This window comes from Nitrososphaera sp., assembly GCA_039938515.1.
Taxonomy (GTDB): Archaea; Thermoproteota; Nitrososphaeria; order Nitrososphaerales; family Nitrososphaeraceae; genus Nitrososphaera.
The window spans coordinates 26,177-45,133 of the sequence record JBDUUL010000014.1 but is presented as its reverse complement, the minus strand read 5'-3'; the positions used below and the strand labels follow the sequence as shown (position 1 = coordinate 45,133).

At 51.3% G+C, this 18,957-nt stretch carries 23 protein-coding genes; 16 read left to right on the top strand and 7 right to left on the bottom strand.

All coding sequences use genetic code 11. The annotated features are described in order from the left end of the window. On the top strand, window positions 1-184 hold a 184-nt coding region (locus ABI361_07995), incomplete at its 5' end, for a hypothetical protein (GenBank protein MEO9320596.1). A 3-nt stretch (window positions 185-187) separates the two neighbouring features. Here ABI361_07995 and ABI361_07990 read toward each other — a convergent pair. Then, complete coding sequence (locus ABI361_07990) at window positions 188-1,114, bottom strand: hypothetical protein (protein MEO9320595.1); 927 nt, start codon at window positions 1,112-1,114, stop codon at window positions 188-190. 100 nt (window positions 1,115-1,214) lie between these two features. Here ABI361_07990 and ABI361_07985 point away from each other — a divergent pair, with 100 nt between their 5' ends. The 4 genes from ABI361_07985 (at window position 1,215) to ABI361_07970 (ending at window position 5,046) form a co-directional block, all read left to right on the top strand. Then, entirely contained in the window at window positions 1,215-2,630 is a 1,416-nt protein-coding gene (locus tag ABI361_07985; GenBank protein MEO9320594.1) for a nucleotide sugar dehydrogenase, read from the top strand. A gap of 84 nt (window positions 2,631-2,714) precedes the next feature. Beyond that, the gene (gene mtnA / locus ABI361_07980) at window positions 2,715-3,746 is read left to right on the top strand and encodes an S-methyl-5-thioribose-1-phosphate isomerase (GenBank protein ID MEO9320593.1); all 1,032 of its coding nucleotides are present in this window, start codon (window positions 2,715-2,717) and stop codon (window positions 3,744-3,746) included. Between the two features lie 97 nt (window positions 3,747-3,843). Beyond that, entirely contained in the window at window positions 3,844-4,446 is a 603-nt protein-coding gene (locus ABI361_07975) for a PqqD family peptide modification chaperone (protein ID MEO9320592.1), read from the top strand. A gap of 12 nt (window positions 4,447-4,458) precedes the next feature. After that, entirely contained in the window at window positions 4,459-5,046 is a 588-nt protein-coding gene (locus ABI361_07970; GenBank protein ID MEO9320591.1) for a hypothetical protein, read from the top strand. Window positions 5,047-5,085: 39 nt separating this feature from the next. On the opposite strand, the gene ABI361_07965 is transcribed toward ABI361_07970, so the two are convergent. Both ABI361_07965 and glyS read right to left on the bottom strand, forming a co-directional pair. Continuing rightward, window positions 5,086-5,484 (bottom strand): hypothetical protein, encoded by a 399-nt coding sequence (locus ABI361_07965; protein ID MEO9320590.1) that lies wholly within the window; start codon window positions 5,482-5,484, stop codon window positions 5,086-5,088. A gap of 35 nt (window positions 5,485-5,519) precedes the next feature. Next, window positions 5,520-7,007, bottom strand: coding sequence for a glycine--tRNA ligase (gene glyS, locus ABI361_07960; protein MEO9320589.1), 1,488 nt, complete (start codon window positions 7,005-7,007; stop codon window positions 5,520-5,522). Window positions 7,008-7,154: 147 nt separating this feature from the next. On the opposite strand from glyS, the gene ABI361_07955 reads away from it, so the two are divergent. The 3 genes from ABI361_07955 (at window position 7,155) to ABI361_07945 (ending at window position 9,908) form a co-directional block, all read left to right on the top strand. Beyond that, window positions 7,155-8,342 carry an aminotransferase class I/II-fold pyridoxal phosphate-dependent enzyme gene (locus ABI361_07955; GenBank protein MEO9320588.1) on the top strand — a complete coding sequence of 396 codons (1,188 nt, stop codon included), beginning with the start codon at window positions 7,155-7,157 and terminating at the stop codon, window positions 8,340-8,342. A 40-nt stretch (window positions 8,343-8,382) separates the two neighbouring features. Beyond that, window positions 8,383-9,303 (top strand): zinc metalloprotease HtpX, encoded by a 921-nt coding sequence (gene htpX, locus ABI361_07950; GenBank protein ID MEO9320587.1) that lies wholly within the window; start codon window positions 8,383-8,385, stop codon window positions 9,301-9,303. Between the two features lie 152 nt (window positions 9,304-9,455). Further along, window positions 9,456-9,908 carry a hypothetical protein gene (locus ABI361_07945; GenBank protein MEO9320586.1) on the top strand — a complete coding sequence of 151 codons (453 nt, stop codon included), beginning with the start codon at window positions 9,456-9,458 and terminating at the stop codon, window positions 9,906-9,908. On the opposite strand, the gene ABI361_07940 is transcribed toward ABI361_07945, so the two are convergent. The 3 genes from ABI361_07940 to npdG all read right to left on the bottom strand — a co-directional run bounded on the left by ABI361_07940 (window position 9,892) and on the right by npdG (window position 11,583). Then, the gene (locus ABI361_07940; GenBank protein MEO9320585.1) at window positions 9,892-10,374 is read right to left on the bottom strand and encodes a hypothetical protein; all 483 of its coding nucleotides are present in this window, start codon (window positions 10,372-10,374) and stop codon (window positions 9,892-9,894) included. The two genes, ABI361_07945 and ABI361_07940, sit on opposite strands and share 17 nt — an antisense overlap. 191 nt (window positions 10,375-10,565) lie before the next feature. Continuing rightward, on the bottom strand, window positions 10,566-10,832 hold the full coding sequence (locus tag ABI361_07935) for a hypothetical protein (protein ID MEO9320584.1): 267 nt from the start codon (window positions 10,830-10,832) through the stop codon (window positions 10,566-10,568). A gap of 82 nt (window positions 10,833-10,914) precedes the next feature. After that, window positions 10,915-11,583, bottom strand: a complete 669-nt coding sequence (gene npdG / locus ABI361_07930) for an NADPH-dependent F420 reductase (GenBank protein MEO9320583.1) — start codon at window positions 11,581-11,583, stop codon at window positions 10,915-10,917. 114 nt (window positions 11,584-11,697) lie between these two features. Between npdG and ABI361_07925 the strand changes: the two genes are divergently transcribed. The 8 genes from ABI361_07925 (at window position 11,698) to ABI361_07890 (ending at window position 18,385) form a co-directional block, all read left to right on the top strand. Then, window positions 11,698-12,321: a histidine phosphatase family protein gene (locus ABI361_07925; GenBank protein ID MEO9320582.1), complete on the top strand. Its 624-nt coding sequence runs from the start codon at window positions 11,698-11,700 to the stop codon at window positions 12,319-12,321. Between the two features lie 59 nt (window positions 12,322-12,380). Beyond that, complete coding sequence (locus tag ABI361_07920; GenBank protein ID MEO9320581.1) at window positions 12,381-12,653, top strand: heme transporter CcmC; 273 nt, start codon at window positions 12,381-12,383, stop codon at window positions 12,651-12,653. Beyond that, a complete protein-coding gene (locus ABI361_07915; protein MEO9320580.1) occupies window positions 12,654-13,145 on the top strand; it encodes a hypothetical protein in 492 nt (163 codons plus the stop codon). Between the two features lie 166 nt (window positions 13,146-13,311). Next, window positions 13,312-14,841, top strand: a complete 1,530-nt coding sequence (locus ABI361_07910; GenBank protein ID MEO9320579.1) for a cbb3-type cytochrome c oxidase subunit I — start codon at window positions 13,312-13,314, stop codon at window positions 14,839-14,841. A 21-nt stretch (window positions 14,842-14,862) separates the two neighbouring features. Beyond that, complete coding sequence (locus ABI361_07905; protein MEO9320578.1) at window positions 14,863-15,777, top strand: cupredoxin domain-containing protein; 915 nt, start codon at window positions 14,863-14,865, stop codon at window positions 15,775-15,777. A 9-nt stretch (window positions 15,778-15,786) separates the two neighbouring features. Further along, complete coding sequence (locus ABI361_07900; protein MEO9320577.1) at window positions 15,787-16,242, top strand: COX15/CtaA family protein; 456 nt, start codon at window positions 15,787-15,789, stop codon at window positions 16,240-16,242. An 18-nt stretch (window positions 16,243-16,260) separates the two neighbouring features. Continuing rightward, on the top strand, window positions 16,261-17,388 hold the full coding sequence (locus ABI361_07895; protein MEO9320576.1) for a hypothetical protein: 1,128 nt from the start codon (window positions 16,261-16,263) through the stop codon (window positions 17,386-17,388). A 43-nt stretch (window positions 17,389-17,431) separates the two neighbouring features. After that, complete coding sequence (locus ABI361_07890) at window positions 17,432-18,385, top strand: iron-containing alcohol dehydrogenase (GenBank protein ID MEO9320575.1); 954 nt, start codon at window positions 17,432-17,434, stop codon at window positions 18,383-18,385. Here ABI361_07890 and ABI361_07885 read toward each other — a convergent pair. Further along, the gene (locus ABI361_07885; protein ID MEO9320574.1) at window positions 18,382-18,951 is read right to left on the bottom strand and encodes a hypothetical protein; all 570 of its coding nucleotides are present in this window, start codon (window positions 18,949-18,951) and stop codon (window positions 18,382-18,384) included. The genes ABI361_07890 and ABI361_07885 overlap by 4 nt on opposite strands. Window positions 18,952-18,957: the final 6 nt, after the last annotated feature.

Genomic DNA, 18,957 nt, shown 5'->3' with positions numbered 1-18,957 from the left:
AAAGCGCTGCCAGATATGCGAGATATTCATAAAGTGGGATGGCCTATGGTGCCCGTGCTGCGGCTATAGACTTAGGACAAAGCCGAGGAACCTAAAGTACAAGGCAAAGCTGAGGGCAAAGAACAAGCTTGAGGCTCCCACTGCAGTAATCGCTGTGCCTCGGACAGGTAAAAAGCGAGCCTAAAACTTAATTATTTTTCTTGAGGCCTCTCAGAGCAATTGTTGCTGCTCTAAAGAGGCCAGACTGGTTTTTCCTGAATGTTGAAGCGTCAATTGATAAATCCAACGCAGTTTCGACAAGCTTCATGTTAAAGTTCTGTCTATTCATGTGTCCTGCCTTGAGAACTCCTGCTCCTGAGAACAAATGACTGCATACTTGCATGCCGATGTAATAATAACAATCTGCTATCATTTGTTTTTGCAGCAGGGTGCTGGCCTTGGCCATTATCAGTTCAAGGTCAGGCCTGCCATCCAACAGCGCCCTTGCCGACGGAATCGATCTTGATAGAACCGATCTGCTTGCCCTTTCAAGCCCTATTATCTCGGTGGCCAAATCAAGACCCGAGTGGTCGATAGGAGAACTAGACTGGTTACGCAGCTGACCAAGCTCGTGGAGCGGCATTGGCCTTGTGCCTGCAATCTCCAAAGTCCCCCGAGAATACTCAAATGCTCCAATCTTGAGCCACATCGCGGCTGCCTGTGTGTCAGATTCTTTGTAGGCCTCAAGAGCCTCTCCCTGGCAGAAAAGCGACCTGACAAGCGACCTTCTACCCAGCGACTGCAAGAGTCTGCGAGAAGCCAAGGAATGCTCCGTGTCGTTGATTTTACTGGACAGTTGCATTGAAGGCGAGTCTCTGATAACAATCGCATCGGAAGTGTCAAGCAGGGGAGAGGCGCCTATCGAAGAAAAATCGAAATGGTGCTCTTCGATGAAATAACCTTCAACCTTCACAAGGTTTGACTGAGTATTGCCAGCGTCGAATATGGCAAGATCATACTCGCAACACTCAAGCGAAGACTCGCCGCATCTGCACCCGACAAGTGCGACTGGGAGACCGAGTGCTAATGCGAAGCTTCTGATTTCGTCAGGCAGTTTAGGCAGATAAAGCTCCATCCGCCTGAGCGCTAATTGAGTTTAACCTCAATTATAGGCCGATATGTGGTAGTCCAACCATAATCAACTCTAATATATCCAGAGTTTATGTAAGACGCCGATGAAGAGAACAGCCGCCAAGACAGTGTCTTCGACATCCCTGGCCGACTCAGCAGACAAGCACGTTTTCTCGTCTTCAAAGGTGAAAAGTAAGCTGAGGTCCGGCGATCTAAAGATAGCGATGTATGGCCTTGGTCATGTCGGCTCACCCCTTGCAGCGGCCTGGCTTCGAGCAGGAGCGTATGTCATAGGCTTCGACAAATCGCCGGCCGTACTCGCGAATGCGAGGCAGGGCAGGACACACGTGCCGGAACCCGGAGTCAACGAGGCATTCTCAAGGGGTATCAAGACAAAGCATTTTCTGGTTTATGACGACCCTGTAAAGGCAGCACACGAGTCTTTTCTAAAAATGATATGCGTTCCTGTCCTTTTGACAGATGGCAGTTTTTCTGCCGATCTCAGCGCGATAAAGCAGGTCGCATCTACCATAGCCAGAGGGATGAAAAAAGGTGATATCGTATCTCTCAACCCGAGCGTGCCTCCTGGGACTTCGGAAGACGTCATTCTTCCTATCCTTGAAAAAGAAAGTGGGCTTACCGTCGAGAAAGATTTCTTTATGTTGTACAATCCCGAGAGGATATACGAAGGCAGGGCGATAGAGGATATTGAGGAAAGGTATCCCGCCGTAATTTCTGGCGCCGGGCCGAGGAGCCTCGAGCTTGGGAAGGCCCTTTACTCCTTCATTTTCAAAAAAGGAGTAATTCAACTTAGCAGCATGAGAACTGCCGAGACTGAAAAGCTTCTGGAAGGGATATACCGGGATGTCAACATCGCACTTGCAAACGAGCTCGCAAAATTTTGCGAGAGAATAGGCGTTGACTTTTGGGAAGCCCGAGAGGCCGCCAATTCACAACCATTCTCACATATCCATAGGCCCGGCGCTGGCGTAGGAGGCGCATGCATCCCGGTGTATCCTCACTTTGTACTTCATACCGCCGATGCCATGAAGATTGACTGCAATATTACACGCCTGAGCAGAAACGTCAACGACACGATGCCTGCCTATTGCGCTCAGCAGGCAGTCAGTCTACTTAATGCTCACAGTTCTGATGCAACTATCGCAGTTCTTGGCCTCGCGTTTCGGGGAGGTGTTTCAGACACCCGACTATCGCCTACCTATGATGTCATAAGCGAGCTTCAAAAGCTCCGAGTCGGACGGATCCGCGTTCACGACCCGCTGGTCAAGGCCGACGCAAGGCTCGAAAAGGAAGGAATACCCGTTACGCAAAATCTAAAGCAGGCAATTGACGGCGCCGATTTGATAATGCTAGTAGCTGATCATCCTGAGTACCGCGAGCTGAGCTCTAAAATCACCGGAGCGACTCCCATATATGACGGGCGCGGAATGCTGGATAGATCGAAATTCCAGCACGGTAGAATCGCTTCAATAGGCAGACCTCGGCCGCAGGCAGGTTAGATTTTATAATCTAAACCCGCGCAGGGCTATTGGCACTTGCCAGCCCGCGCCAAGAAAGATCACAAACGTAGCAAGAACCTAGATCTGTTACTCACCGTCGCCTGGGACGAGGATGCCGGCAGCCTGAAGTTGATTGATCAGACCAAGCTTCCAAGCCGTCTCGTTTACAAGAATTGCAAGGATTATCGTGAAGTGGCCGACGCCATCAAAAGGCTTGTCGTGCGGGGCGCGCCTGCGATTGGAGTGGCGGCGGCCTTTGGCCTCGCGCTCGCGGCCAGGCAAAGTGCGGCAAAGACGAAAGATGATTTCATTGCAGACATGTCCACCGCATTCGAGCTCCTGCGGTCAACACGCCCGACAGCTGTGAACCTCTTTTGGGCCCTTGAAAGGGTAATGGATAAAGCGAAAAAATCTAAAAGTGTTGAACAAGCGAAGTCGGACGTCCTAAATGAAGCGCTGGTCATGGCAAACGAAGACATCGAGTCGAACAGGAGCCTTGGGTCCCACGGCGCACGGATGTTTACTGATGGCGACGTTGTATTGACACACTGCAACGCCGGTTCGCTGGCAACGGTCGCATACGGGACCGCATTGGGGGTCATAAGGTCTGCGCGTGAATCGGGGAAGAGGCTCAGCGTTGTAGCCACGGAGACAAGGCCTGTGATGCAGGGAGCTCGACTAACCGCCTTTGAGCTGCAGCACGATGGTGTTGATGTTAGCCTTATACCGGACACAGCAGTAGGTCACATGATGTCGCGGGGAATAATCCAGAGAGTGATTGTCGGCGCGGACAGGGTCCTGCGCACAGGACATGTCTTTAACAAAATAGGTACATACCAGGTTGCAATCCTGGCAAGGAAACACCAGATTCCGTTCTACGTGGCCGCCCCGCTTTCGACTTTTGACTTTGAAAGCAATCCGGAAGACGTTGTAATCGAAGAGCGGTCTATTGACGAGGTGGTCAAGGTAGGGAAAAAGCGCATCGCCCCCAGAGGCGTCAGGATATTCAACCCGGCCTTTGACATGACTCCTCCAGAGCTCATATCTGGCATCATTACAGAACGCGGGATACTCAATCCTCCGTTTGAAAAAAACCTCAAAACGCTCTTGGGCTAGCCCTATCCGGCAATGCTGAATCCAGGTTCCTGATGACTTGTCCCGATAGCGCACTGTAGATAAAGTATTTAAAACATCAGAGATTACCTGAGTTGCTATGTCTAGGCAGGAGGCTGTCAGCGTGGATCAGGTGTACACGGCACTCAGAAAGTGCATGGACCCCGAGATCCCCGTAAATGTTGTTGATCTTGGTCTGATTTATGGCGTGAATGTTGCACATGGGAAGGACGTTGACATCAAGATGACAATGACTACTCGCGGTTGCCCTCTCCATGATACTCTTGTAAGCGATGTCAAAAGGTACGTTGGGAAAATTAACGGCATCGGCAATATCAACGTGGAAATCGTATGGGATCCGCCATGGAGCATTGAAAAGATGGATCCTAGTGCGCGGGAGCGGATGGGTTTTGGAAAACCCAAGCTGCGCTTCCAGATCGATTATGAAAAATCAAAGCCTCTCAAGACTGGCAGGCTGACAAAGCAGGAAGACGGATCGCTTATCTTGCTTAACGAAAAGGAGCAGGGATTTATGGTCAACGACGCGATCGTGGAGTTCTGGAACACCTGCGACGGCTCCAGGACACTGAATCAGCTAACAGACCAGTTCTCTGCAAAACTCGGGCTTCCAAGGCAGCAGGTGGAGCAGGAAGCCGTGCAGCTCGTTACTCAGCTCCTAGAAGCAGAACTACTCAAAGTCTGATTAATCCGGCTCATGAGCGCGCAGAACGAGGTAGCTGGCAGGCCGGCCAGCCACCCACTAGTGGTGGAGCTGGGGATAGGCGACGGGCGTTTTTTAAAGAACCTTGCAAAAGCAGGGATGAATCAAGGAATAACTTTTGAAGGAATTGAAGTCGATCCGGCCAAGTGCGAGCTTGCGAGGGAATTCCTTCCTTCCAATGCCACGGTAATTAATTCTCTCTGCCAAGATGCTCTAAGAAGATACGACAACTGCTCTGTGGACGAATTCATCTCAATTCTCCCCGACCCCGCCCTGATAGACCAATCCAGGGAGGATGATTGGAGGGAATTTTACCGCGTGCTCTACTTAAAATTGCGTTCCGGGGGCAGGTTTCACCTTATAACAGAGCTTACGAATGATCTTTTCGAGCCCGTGCCGCCAATCGAGTTTTATCGGTGGGTCGACTGGCTGGTCCGTACCTTTGAATCGATAAACTTCAAGGCTCTGTCCTGCATGCCCGGGGCGCCTTCAGGATACTCAACTGGGTGTCTGGACCAATTCGCGGGGGACCCTGAAAGAATCAGGATAGTCACGCTTGAGCTGATAAAACCCTTGGAGTAGCACCTGCCGCCACGACGTCTGGGCCCAGGTCAGTTTACACTATCTGTGTCTGAGTGCCTTGTGTTCTGCCATGCAGTCCCGAGAGCAAAATTGCGCCCCACAGTCCTCGTAAAAGCAAGGTACGGGTTCTGCATGATTGAACCTTTTGTTGCAAAAAGTGCATCGAGCATCGAGCATAGGAAACTTGCAACCCTCGAGACCCTCGCAAAGCCTCCTCTCTTTAAACCACAGCACCTCAAAGTTTGTTCTTTCTGCAAAGGTCATTACGATGTCATAGGCTTCGTAAAACCCCGGCGCCAGAAATTCACGCACCAAAGAACTATCAGGCCTTGAACGCGAGCTTGGATTTCGAAATGCGACCAGCCACTTCTCGCCTGGGGGATCGGAGTCCTGCGCAATCCTCCTTGGGTCGCGATGTCCGCCAGCTCTGGTAGGCATGACTCTGCTTGCCTGCGCAGAAATAAAAGCACTCGTCATCGGCGAGCGGGAATGCTGGCGGCGCGACGCATAAACTCCCCCAGTTCCGCAATTCGCAACCTGTCCTGGGTCATCGAGTCACGGTGGCGCACGGTCACAGTGTCGTCGCTCATTGTTTGCTGGTCGACGGTTACGGCAAAGGGAGCGCCGACCTCCTCGAGGCGGCGATATCTCCGTCCTATGGAGCCAGACTCATCGTAAAAGGTGTCAAAGTCAAGTTTGAGTTCTCCGTGAATCCTTCGGGCCTTCTCTCCTAGACCCTCCTTTGTCATCAGGGGAAGAATCCCCACGAGCACCGGAGCAAGGTAAGGCTTGAGCCTAAGAACGATTCTATCGTCGTGCTCCTGGTCTTCGTAGTAGCAGTGTTCTAGGATCGTATAGAGGCTGCGGTCTATGCCCATGGATAACTCGAAGACATGCGGCAGAACCTTTGTCTGGTCGGAAGGGTCGACGACTTCAAGGTTTTGCTTGCTCGTCGCGCCGTGGCCCTTCAGGTCGTAATCCGAGCGGTAGTTGCACGCTACAAGCTCCAGCCATCCTATGCTCGTCTCGACCTCAAAGTCAAAGGCCACGCTTGCGTAGAACGCCTTTTCTTCGTCGGAAAGCCTGCGGAACCTGCTCCGTGAAACGTCAATGCCTGTCTTCTCGTAGAAAAGGGTAAGAAGCGACAGATAGTACGCGACAAGGACGTTTGGAATGAGACCTTTCCTCACCGCCTCGTCGGCAGTCATCTGGCCAATTGGTTTACCTTCAGAATCCGAGAGTCGAAGCACCGTGTCCTTCACCTCTTCAAAGCGCGGCATCCTGTCGACATGCGCTGGGTTGCAGAATACCTCAATCTCGGCCTGATAAAATTCCCTCAACCGCAAAAGGCTCTGCCTTGGCGCTATCTCGTTGCGAAACGACTTGCCTATCTGGGCTATCCCCAGAGGCAGCCTGCCTCTCATGGTCTTGAAAACCCTTGAAAAGTCTACAAAAATGCTCTGGCAAGTTTCGGGTCGAAGATATGCCTCTTCGCCAGCTGGACCTATGCCGAGCCTGAACATCATGTTAAACCTGCTTACTCCCCCAAATTCCCCCTTGCAGTTGGGGCATTTCAGGTTGTGTTTGCGGATAATTGCGTTTACTTCCTCGTCACCCAGCCTCTCCGGCACGTTCTCGCCAGTTTTTTCCGAAATGAATTTGTCCGCCCGAAAAGTGGAGCCGCACTTGGAGCACTTGACGATCGGGTCGGTAAAGTTGCCGATGTGTCCGGATGCCACAAAAACGCTCTTACTCATCACCTGGCATCCGTCAATCTCCATCATGCCATCCCGCCTTACCAGCTCGCGGCGCCACAGTTCAATGAACTTGTTCTTCAGGTTTACCCCTGTCGGCCCGTACTCCCAAAAGCCCGCTGGTGCATCCGCATAAATCTCGCAACTTTGGAAGTAAAACCCGCGTTCGAGAGCAAGTTTCATGACATCTTCATAGCTGGCAACCATTCAAGCAAGACTCAGACGATTAGGCTTTAAGTTTGTTGTTCACATTTTATGTAACTTGAGCATCTCATTGTGAACTCCCGCGTGCTTAATTCAGAAAATCACTAACAATTTAACTCGGCTCGCTTGCCCTACCTCAGTCACGCTCAATTGAAGGTATCTGACCGTACGCACGGCGTTGAATATGCTATCCGAGACATTGCCACATACGCGCGGCGTTACAAGGCCAGCGGTAAGGACATCATTTATCTAAATATCGGAGACCCGGTGAAGTTTGATTTCAAGACGCCCGACCACATCAAGCAGGCCCTCATAGACGCAGTAAGTGGTGACCTGAACTACTACGCCGAGTCGGAGGGTCTTCAGGAGCTGCGTCAGGCGATTGTTGAAAAAGAGTCAGAGAAGGGGCTTGATGTCTCGGAAGACGACGTGTTGGTCACAAACGGCGTTTCGGAGGCCCTGGACATGACGATGGCGTCGATAGTCGATCCGAACAGCGAGGTCCTGATGCCCGGGCCGTATTACCCTCCATATTCCTCTTATGCGAAATTTTACGGAGGCCGACCGGTGGAGTTCAGGCTGCACAGTGATGGCCGGCCCGACCTCGAGGACCTGCGTTCCAAAATCACTCCGAGGTCAAGGGCCCTCGTTATCATAAATCCAAACAATCCCACTGGCGAGGTCTTTGACCGCAAGAGCCTTCAGCAGCTCGTCGATATTGCCACCGAGCATGACCTCTATGTAATTTGTGACGAAATCTATGACAAGATCGTATTTGATTCCCAGTTTTCAGGCATCGGGAAGGTCTCAAAGGACGCCCCCATTGTTCTTTTAAACGGCTTTTCGAAATCTTATCTCATGACTGGCTGGCGCTGCGGCTACCTTTGCATGAACAGCCAGTCGAGGAAGCTCGACGGGCTGAGGGAGGACGTGCCAAAACTCGCAAGGGTCAGAATCGCGTCAAACCTTCCAGTTCAAGTGGCAGCCGTCCAAGCCCTCAAGGGTCCCCAGGACCACATTCCAAGGATGGTCAGCAAACTTCGCTCGCGACGGGACTTTGTGGTAAAGCGACTCGCCGAAATGGGGATGAGCTGCAAAGTCCCAAGCGGGGCTTTCTACCTTTTTCCAAAACTGAACCTGGGAAGCCGGTGGAAAAGCGATCAAGAGTTTGTAATCGACCTGCTTAACAGCACCGGCGTCCTAACCGTGCATGGGTCTGGCTTTGGCGCGGCCTACGGCAGCGGTCATTTCAGGATCGTTTACCTTCCTCAGGAGGAGTTGCTGGAAAAGGCGATGGACAAACTCGAGGACTTTGTATCGGACAGGGGCGGTAAATGATTATAATACTAAATCTGCATAGTATTACCGTCGCTATCTGATGTATTCGCCAAAAAAAGAGCAGCCATGGAAGAAGAGAGACACAGGCCTCACTGCGAGGATTATAGTTTGCTATGCAGTTCTAACTATCCTTTACCTTGTATTCTTGGGCATTCTGACTGCTCTCGGCGTAGGCGCAACGGCCATAGCCGTCATTGCAGGGATTATGGTCCTCGCCCAGTGGTATTTTTCAGAAAAAATAGTTCTCTGGAGCTCCGGCGCCAAGATCGTTAGCCGAGAACAGTTCCCAGAACTTCATGACCTCGTTGAGCGCATAGTCGCCCGCACCGGCCTTCCAAAGCCCAAGATCGGCGTAATAAATACAGATATGCCAAACGCGTTTGCCACCGGCAAGTCACAGAAAAGCTCCATAGTATGCGTGACGACCGGCCTTCTGAACCTGCTAGAGCCGGAAGAGCTTGAAGGTGTGCTGGCACATGAACTTTCCCACATAAAGAACCGGGATGTCCTTGTCCTTACCCTGGCAAGCCTCTTTTCTACTGTCGCATGGTACCTCATGCAGTTTAGCTTTTACGGCGGTGCCTATGGAGGGGGGTACTACGGGGGAAGGCGAGACAGGGACAACGGCATGATGATGATTATCGTCCTTGTGGTGGCGGTCATAACCTGGGTTGTCAGCTTTTTGATTATACGTGCAATATCGAGATACCGGGAGTTTGTCGCAGACAGGGACGGGGCGCTTATGACCGGCAAGCCCTCCAAGCTCGCGAACGCTCTTCTCAAGATAAGCGGCGACATGCGTAAAATACCGACTCGGGATCTCCGTCAAGTCGAGGGGCTTAACGCGTTTTTCATAATTCCCGCCCTTTCTGGCCAAGGCATCGCAAACCTTTTTGCGACACATCCTCCAGTCGATCAGCGAATTAGGAAGCTGATGGAAATGGAGGCGCGAATGAGCTGAGTTTTTTTCGCCGCGTCCGCGACATTGCCAATGTCAAGAAGGCAAAGCAGCCTGATTATGACTCGCTCTTTAGCCTGTCTTCTGCTCAGCTCACACTTGATGTAAAGCTCGGGCTAAAGTCAACCGGAAGGTGCGCGATTGCGTTCAAGAGCGTGAGCGGGTCCTTCTTTCAGGAGATGGAAAGCGAACTTCGCAAATTTCTTGACAGCATTCGGCCAGAGTTTGACATAAATTACAACCTATCGACCGACTCGTACGGATACATGTGGGTGACCTTTGACGGACAAAAGATAGAGGATCTTCTTGCCGGAGTCAACTCTGTCGCTGATACCGTAATTGAAAGGGGATTTAAGGACCAGCTCCTGGCAGCCGTCTTTGAGTTTCAGGCGCAGGGCGAATCGTCAAGGACTTTTTCGACCTACCAGTACTTGATTTACAATTACAAGAGGACAAGGTACTATCCCTTTGTCCCGACCGGAAGCGACAAGCGAAACACGGAGGCAGAGATGAAGATGATGTCTGCGGTTTCAGATGAAATGGCTTTTGAAAAGGATATGGGGCTTTGGTATCCTATATGGAACCTTCCGCTCAGAAGCGGGGGATGACGCCTTCTCCAGTAAACAGCTTTTTGGCATTATCGATTGGCAGGTCTGCACTGGGCAAGATAATGTCTGTTTTCGTCATTTCTTGGCCTGTTAGCGGCTTGCCGTCGCGGACTACGATTTCGGTCAATTCCGTCAATTTTCGCTTGAACTCAATGTCGTCGGGCTTTTCCTTGCTGACCATCTCCACCATTGCGTCGTCGACCAGGTTGAGCCGCTTCAATGTCCTTGCGTTAACCCTGTATTGACCTCTGCCCATGATCCTCACCACGCTTGGCCTTTGGGGCTGGGCCTCAACGTTAGGCGATTTCCGTGCACTGTCAGTGCGGCCAACCGATTTGCCGGTCTTGCGTGGGCTCTTTGCAAGGGGAGGCAGTCTGGACTTCTTTGATCGTTTCCGGGTAGAATCGGCGCTCTTGGATGCCGACCGTGACGACATGCGCCGCATGACTTGAGCTCTTCGCTTCATGACTAATTCGCTGCTATCTCAAGATTAGTGCACACTCGGACTTTAACTTTGCTGATTATCTGACTGGAATATTAATTGCGGAAGACCCTAGGGGTCAGGCAGACAAGTCTAGTCTGATTAGAACCCAATTTCACTAAAAATTGTATCGGCAATTGACGGTTAAGCGAAGATTATCGGGATGAAAGTCACACCTACCTGAACCTTCGGCGTTCGTGCTCGTCAGGCGGCCCGTAATCCTCTTTCTTGATGAAATACCCCCAGTACAGCAAAAAGCCGCCTATGCCAAGCATGACGAAAACGAATTTTTCGTTGGTTATCTGCGAATTAGTAATCTTGTTCAGGTATTCCTGCCAGCTGTTCTCGATCAGTCCGGCAGAATAGTCAACATAGTATAGAGCCAAATTTCTAATAGCGATGATTCCTGCGACGACAATAAACAGGACTCCCATGGCCGACATCCAATTCCTGCCGCGGCGACTGCCGGTCTCCTCCTTCCACCGCACATGCGTAAACTGCCCGCTAAGTGTATAATGTTTGCTGTCAGACGAGCTTTAGACCGGGATTCTTTAGTTTATTCCGCCTAGCTGCGTTTAGGAGCATCGGTGTAAGGATTTCTATCTGGTAACTCAGAGATAGCGGTCCGATGTGTATTGGCCTGAGGCCAGCTATTTCTGACGTCAAAGCTGAAATTGAGGATACTGCCTGGGCATCATCACCGCAAATGAATGCGTCCGCATCGATGTCGTGTCCCATATTCTTCAGCTTCACCTCCGATATTGTGTGATACGCAGCGACCACTCTTGAACCCGGAAGCTTTTTCGCTACGAGCTCCGCGGCAGGTCTTGCCGAGCGCTCGAGCGGAATGTAGACGAACCCCGACTCTGCCTTGGCCATAGGAACAATCGGAGAGACTATGATGCACTCGTTTTTCACCTGGCCAGCAAGCCTGCTGCACGTATCCTCAATCGTTTCGTAAGGTATTGAAAGGATTAAAACGTCAGAATCCTTGGCGAGCGCGATATTCTCATCGCCGGAAATGCTGCCTGAAATACTTCCATGGAACTCGGTTGCAGCTTTTGAGTAACCAGCGGCTACGTCCCTGGCCTTGCCGGCTTCCCGAGAACCAATGACTATGTCGTGCCTCAAGCACCAGCGAAGTGCAAAGCCCTCGCCCATCCCGCCAGTTCCGCCTATTATCCCAATTCTCATACCCGGATGTGCTTCGTGTGTTCCGATTGCGGATATTAAGTTTACACACGAGGCTAAACCAAACGTTCGAGCTGGGCTAAAAAATAATAGTGACACTTGTACGCTGAGCACGTATTGCCGCTTGTCATCATGATGCGCCACGGCCAGGCAGACAACAATGTCAACAGAATATTGGTCGGAAGGCACATAGAATCGCACCTTACTGAGCAGGGCAGGGTGCAGGTTGCCGATGCGGCCAAGCAGCTCAAGTCAATTTCGATAGACAAGGTCTTTGTCTCGCCCGTAACCCGCGCCATTGAAACTGCAGAAATAATCTGCAAGTCAATTGGAACCACCTACGAAGTCGACGAACGACTTTACGAGATAGAGCTCGGCAAGCTGGTTGGAATGAACTATGAAGAAGTCATTGCGAAATACGGCAACCTGTTCCTAAAGTTCTACTCTGAAGACGATCCGGTTCTGCAGGGTTTTGGAGTCGAAACCTTTGCATCAGTCAAGGCCCGGGTGAAAAAATTTCTGGAAGACGTAATTCGTCGGCATCCCGACAAAAACGTGCTAACCGTCACTCATCTGGATCCCATAAAGGCAGTCTTGTCTACTGTCCTGGACCTGAAACCTGAGGCACTCTACCGCTGGCACATCCGTAACGCCTCGATGACTGTTGTAAAACACGAGGAAGGGATGATGTCTCTGTCCGGCGTGAACATCATGGCCATGCACAGATACCCTAACGAATAGCAGCTCTTTGCGATAGTTTTAAATTACAATGCCAAAGGAGCTAAGGTCGACAGAGGATCATGATCTCGTATTCTAGGATCTTGTTGTTTGTCCTGCCTGTCGTTGCTGCAATGCTTTTTGTTTCGGTCGGTCCCGCGTTTGCGCAGCAATCTGGTGGAAATACCTTCTATCCCAGAATTGAAATTTGGGCGCTATTTTACAGGCTGATGGTTGTCGCATTCGTAATCGGAGCGGTAATCATGGGTACAATGTTCTACATCGTATGGCGATTCAGGGAATCTCATCCGCGAAACAAGACTGTGTCGTCAAAAATGCAGGGAGGCGGGCACTAGATGGGTCACGCAACTATAGAATGGGTTTACGTAGCAGTCGTTATTGCTTTATTAATCTACGTGGGCGCGGATGCTTGGAACGTAGAGCGGAAACTAGACGAGACTCCGCCAAACGCCCAGCTGATCAAAGTTACTGCCCAGCAATGGTTCTGGACGTTTGAGCATGAAAACGGAACTCAGGAAATTGGCCAGCTGCACGTTGTAAAGGGAGTCCCCTATCGGTTTGAAGTAACTTCTAGGGACGTAAATCACGCATTTAACATCCCTGATTTTTCCACCCTGATTGACGCAGTCCCAGGCAGAATCAACAACGTCTGGACCATCTTCGACCAGTCTGGACAGTACCTGATACAATGCAGGGAATACTGCGGCTTTTCGCACTATCAGATGAGGGCCAAACTGTTCGTCGAGGAGCCAAGCTCAAACTCTACGTCTGCGACCAAGCCTGTTGACCTGACACCGTCTGTCGGTGCAACAGCTCTGACGGGTTAATTCTTCCCGTTTTCCTTTTTACTTTTTATTTCAAGTTTAGTTCTCTTGCCCCATTCAATCATTATAACAAGCAGGACACTGCGTTTCTGAGCATTCGAAATCTCCAAGCAAAATGCTTTTATTGATAATCGCAGCGTAAAATGTCAATTAAGAGGTGCGGATGTAGTTGGTATTAGAAGTCAAGAAGCCGCGACCTGTCTGGGAAATACTTTTTTCAACCCATCATACAGATATAGGTCTACTTTACGTATACCTTGCTTTGACCGCATTTATTATGGGCGGAGCCCTCGCTTTGGTCATACGAACAGAGTTATTTTTGCCCGGCCACCAGATGGGGCTGGTTCCTGATTCGACCACATTCCATAGAATATTCACAGTGCATGGTACCAACATGCTGTTCCTGTGGCTGCTTCCCTTTGCCTCTGGTATCGGTAACTACCTCATCCCCATCATGGTCCGATACAAAGACATGGCTTGGCCAAAGCTCAACGCTGTTGCGTTCTGGATGATTCCAGTCGGAATGGCTCTAATTTGGCTCGGCTGGTCCGACACCTCATGGTATGGTTACCCACCTTACTCCACTATCCGCGCGCCAGGTCCTGCCGCTGAAATGTGGATATTCGGCCTTAAGATTCTGGGAATCTCTTCAATTCTTGGCGCAATCAACTTTGTCGTAACTATTCTCCGTATGAAGCACCCGGATCTGCCTCTGATGAAAATTCCTTTGTTTGTCTGGGCTACTCTCATCACATCACTCATGATTCTGGTTGCTATGCCTACCTTCGCTGCAGCTCTTATCATGCTGTATACGGACAGGCTTGGGGTATCCGGCTTCTTCAATCCCGCGATGGGAGGAGATCCCATAGCTTATCAGCACCTGTTCTGGTTCACGTTCCACCCTGAGGTGTACATCTTCTTGATACCTGCGGTAGGTATGGTTTACGAGATAGTGCCAAAGTTCTCTCGCAAGCCGATATTCAGTTATCAGTCAGGAGTAACCGCCTTTGTACTATTAGCAATCGTGGGCTTTTCGTCATGGGCACATCACATGTACTCCACAGGCATGACTTTCACGGAAAAGACAGTGTTTATGGTGGGGACTCTTGCCGCAGTGCCTGCGTCTGCGATGCACGTCTTTAACTGGATGGCGACCATGTGGGGAGGAAGAATCAGGTTCCGTGCCCCAATGGCTTTCGCGGTAGGGGGGATAGTGTTGTTCTTCTTCGCGGGAGCCGGAGGTATAGTGAATACTGCAATGCCCCTCGACTTCCTGACGCATGACAGCTATTGGGTAGTCGGGCACTTCCATCTGTTCGTGATGGGGCAGATTACCTTCAGTTTCGTCGGCTTCCTGCTATACTTCTTGCCGTTTATCACGGGCAGGATGTACAACGAGAGGCTCGCAATGGTCACCTTCTGGTTCATGTTCATAGGCACATCGCTGATATTCCTCACTCAGCACGTCACAGGACTATACGGGCAGCCCAGACGAACATTCGACTACGTGCCAGTCCAGCCGCTAATCATCCTGAACCAGATTTCGACCGTCGGCGCATGGATTACCGGCACAAGCGCTGCGTTGCTCCTTGCAAACCTCTTCCACTCGGTAGCTCGTGGCAAGCCTGCGAACATGGACGACCCATTTGGCATCGGAGAGAAATACTACGACTATGCGCGCCGCGAGCCGCACCACTAGGAACGGAGGAATAGGGACAAGATGAGCCACGACGAAGAGGGGCCAGGACATAGGGAACCAATCATCCTGACCTCGCCAAAGCGTTTTGGCAAGGGCTTAGCGATCATTGGCATTACTATCGCCATCGGGGCAGCAATCCTCATCCCCAACTTTAATGAAATGATCAAGAACCCGCCTCCTGTAACAAGACTTGGCCTGCCAACAACCGTAGAGCCGAAATTCACTGATACTGGTAGCCATGGAGCCGGCTCTAACTCATCGGGCGGCGGCAATGCAATTCCTGCAGGCGCGACCACAATATCCATACTGAAAGGCGCGTCCGTTCAAGGCAGCAAGGCATACGACCCTGACCCCGGTTCGGTGCCCGCAAACGGCCAACTAGTATTTTCAAACAAGGACACTGCAGTCCACACTGCAACATCCGGTAAAGGCTCTGACGATCCAAACTCTGGCAAGATCTTTGATACCGGCTTTGTAAATCCTGGCAAGAACTCAAAGGCTATGACGCTGACTGGAGCGAAGCAGGGCGATACCATCCCGTATTACTGCCAAGTACACCCCTTCATGAAAGGGACAATTAACGTGGCGGCTCCCTCGGCAGGCGGCGCCTCTGGCAGCACTAGTTCCACTCCGGCTGCGGAAAAGATTTCCATTCTGAAGGGCGCTTCAGTCCAAGGCAGCCCCGCATATGACCCCGACTCTGCGACTGCCAAGAAGGGCGACATAGTAGAAGTTGATAACACTGACAACGCGATGCACACGCTGACTTCGGGTACCGGCTCAGACGATCCCAATTCAGGCAAGGCATTTGACACAAGCTACATTCAACCTGGAAAATCCGCCACCATCACACTCGATAAAGTCGATTCGGGAACCACCTATCCGTTCTACTGCCAAGTCCATCCGTTCATGAAAGGGTCTCTAAAGGTTAGCTAGTCCCAGGACATGGGCCTGCTACAAACCCTCTCTTTTTCTTCATTATCCGTCCTTTTTGTACTGATTTTCATCGGAGGCTACGTGAGTTCTTCGGGCGTGGGACTGTCCTGCCCCAATTGGCCGCTGTGTCCGCAGGGCTTCGTTCCCGGGCCTGATTTTATTATCGAGTACTTTCACAGGACCGTCGCTGCAACCTCCGGTGTCCTTGTTATCATCACCATGGTCTTTACGTTGAGGTCCCGGATTGCACCTAGGGCAATGAAGATGACCTCTGCGATCGCCGGCGGCGCCGTGATTGGACAAATATCGCTAGGAGGCGTTGTTATAGTCGAGCGGCTCCATTCACTGCTTGTTACGGGCCATTTGGGACTCGGTCTTGTCCTGTTTTCCATGATGCTTATGACCTTCCTCTACGCGCGCAGGCTCGAATTGGAAAAAAAGGCGATACCTACAAAGGCGCGTTAGGCAGTAGAGCCCATGACCTTGCCGGCAATGCATCAAAGCGTCATCTCTGAGACAACTGTCAGAAAGAAAAAAGCCGGCCGGCATATTCCGTCAAGGCGTATCGGGCTGGCCCTTGCAGCCCTAATCATTGCCGCCCTGTTTTGTTTTTCGCCCAAGCCGGCTTATGGCCACTTTGAACACTTTTCGCACTACAATGCTCTGAGCCAGGGCGTAGGCCAATACTATGTCTACGAGGCGCTGGATCCGGAATATACTCCGCCCAACCAGCCGGTAGCAATGCAATTCAGCGTCCAGGACACTCAGGGCCAGGACACGCATAATATCTACACCATGGTCGAGGTTTATTCTGCGCTTAGCGGGGAAAGGGTTGCTGCCTTTCCCTGGACCAAGCAGGATGTCGGCGACTTTCAGGTATACTATAACTTTCCAAGCGTCGGCAGCTATCAGATAGTGCTCAGCGTCGCCGGCTCACAGCCCGCAAACCCCAACTCGATTGACCCCCCAAGGTCAATCCTATCAAGTTCACTTGGCTGCAGCTGTGACAGGTTCGTGTTTAACGTCAACATCAACCGCGATTTCGGCACTATTTTCAACTCGACCGTGCTAGTCGGAATATCGCTCCCCCTGCTGTTTATGGGAATCGCGATGGGCATGGCGTACAGGCGCAGGCGCAAAGCCGGGCAGTTCAAGCTACAGCCGGGCGATCTTGTAAGGTATGTAGTAACGTTTACTGCCATCGCCGGAGGCATGGTCCACTTTGCCGTCTATTCGGAGCACGCCACCCTCAGGATAGAATACAGCATATTCCTGATAACGGCCGGAGGTATGCAGGTAACATATGGAGTCATTTACACAATGTTAATGCTTGTTGGTGCCACCTATGGCCGGGGTTCGTACCCCTACAAACACTATCGAAAGACGGTGGCAGTTAATCTCTTCGGGCTGGTCGGCAGCCTCGTGCTCGTAGGCCTTTATACGTACGCCGTAATATTCCCGCCGCCACTCTCGCCAAGCAATCAGCCGGAACACATAGACTTTGAAGGCCTGCTTGCCAAGTCGCTTGAGGTCTTTGTCATAGCAGGCATCGTTTACCTTATGCGTCTAGAGAAGAAAAAGTACGAACAGCTAGTCCGGCAGAACGTATAGAGCAAGACATAAAACCCCACCTCATGGATCCTAGAGACGTAACATGGCCTCAAAAGTGCTGATGCCCAAGAAAATAATGTTTGGCGAAAATGCTGCCAAGGAATTTCCCTATCCCAAGAATTCGCTCGTAATTACAACTACGACTCCTGACATTTACAACAAGTGGCTCGACTACATGGGTATAAAGAACTATGAAGTATACGACAAGGTAACCCCCGACCCCGCAATTGAAACCATTGAAGCCATCAAGAAACAGTACGATGGAAAAGAGGTCTCGGCTTACATAGGCCTTGGAGGAGGGAGCTCGATGGACGTATGCAAGTACCTGGGAAAGATGACCGGCATTCCCAAGATACTCATTCCGACTACCTTCGGAACCGGGGCCGAAATGACGACGTATGCAGTAATCAGTTTCGATCACAAGAAGAAGCTGCTGCAGGACGAGGCGTTCCTTGCAGACGCCGCCATAGTGGACCCTTACTTTCTTCCCGGCACGCCTTTTAACATAATGCGCAACTCCGCGTGCGACGCAGCAGCTCAGGCATCGGAGGCGTTTGACAGCAAGCTTGCAAACCCGTTCACCCGCTTCTTCTGCAAGGAGGCGTTTGATATCCTCGAGGATGCGATTATAAACGACAAGCAGAGCCTTCTGCCATACGGCGCAATGCTTTCGGGCATTGGATTTGGAAATGCCTCGACCACTCTTGGACACGCTCTGTCGTACGTATTCTCAAACGAGGGAGTTCCTCACGGCTATGCCCTCTCATCCTGCACGACCGTCGCCCACAGGTTCAACAAATCTCAGTACTACGATCGGTTCAAGAGGATATGCCAGAAGTTAAAGTTCGAGCCCCTAAAACTCAAACAGCCGCTTGATGCCGCTGCTGACGTGATAATGCCTGACAGGGGTCATCTGGACAACAATCCTGTTTCGGTCTCAAAGCAGGACATCGTCAGGTGCCTTGACGAAATCGTAAACTCTAACCCGCTGGGCTAGGGCTCGCCTTTTTCTTCCTTTTTGTGTTGGACAAGTTGATTTGCCGTGGCAAATGTCGCGCCACACAAATCGCAGACAGCTGCGCTTCTGGGGTTTTGAGCCATGACTGCACCCTGGTTCCTGTCTGGCGCCACATTGACTTTTGTCTCTGACACGTGCTTTCTCGTCGGAGTTGACTCATATCTGGATCTCTCGACCTCTGCAGCGTGCTCGCCCTGCCCCTGGGTCGGAAACGTGTCCGGCGAATCATTGCCGTGATGGCGAGTCCTGGGACGGTTGACCTCTATGGCCTCGCGTACCTGGTTCAGTTCTCGGTAGGCATTGTAACCGCTCAGGGTATTGAGGACGCTCAGGACCTGGTCCTCGCTCATGTTTGCCTCCGTGACATAATCGAGTATTTCCTGCTTGAAGGCTGGAAATTCCATTCCCTTTAGGAGCTCGATTACCCGTTCAACAAAATCCTGGTCAGCTATCGCCCTTCCTACCGAGTCGTTGAGTGCGCGTGATTCAAGCCCGGGGCGCAGAGAGGGCGATTGATCGCCGTCCGAGTCAACATTGTCAGGCATGTCGCA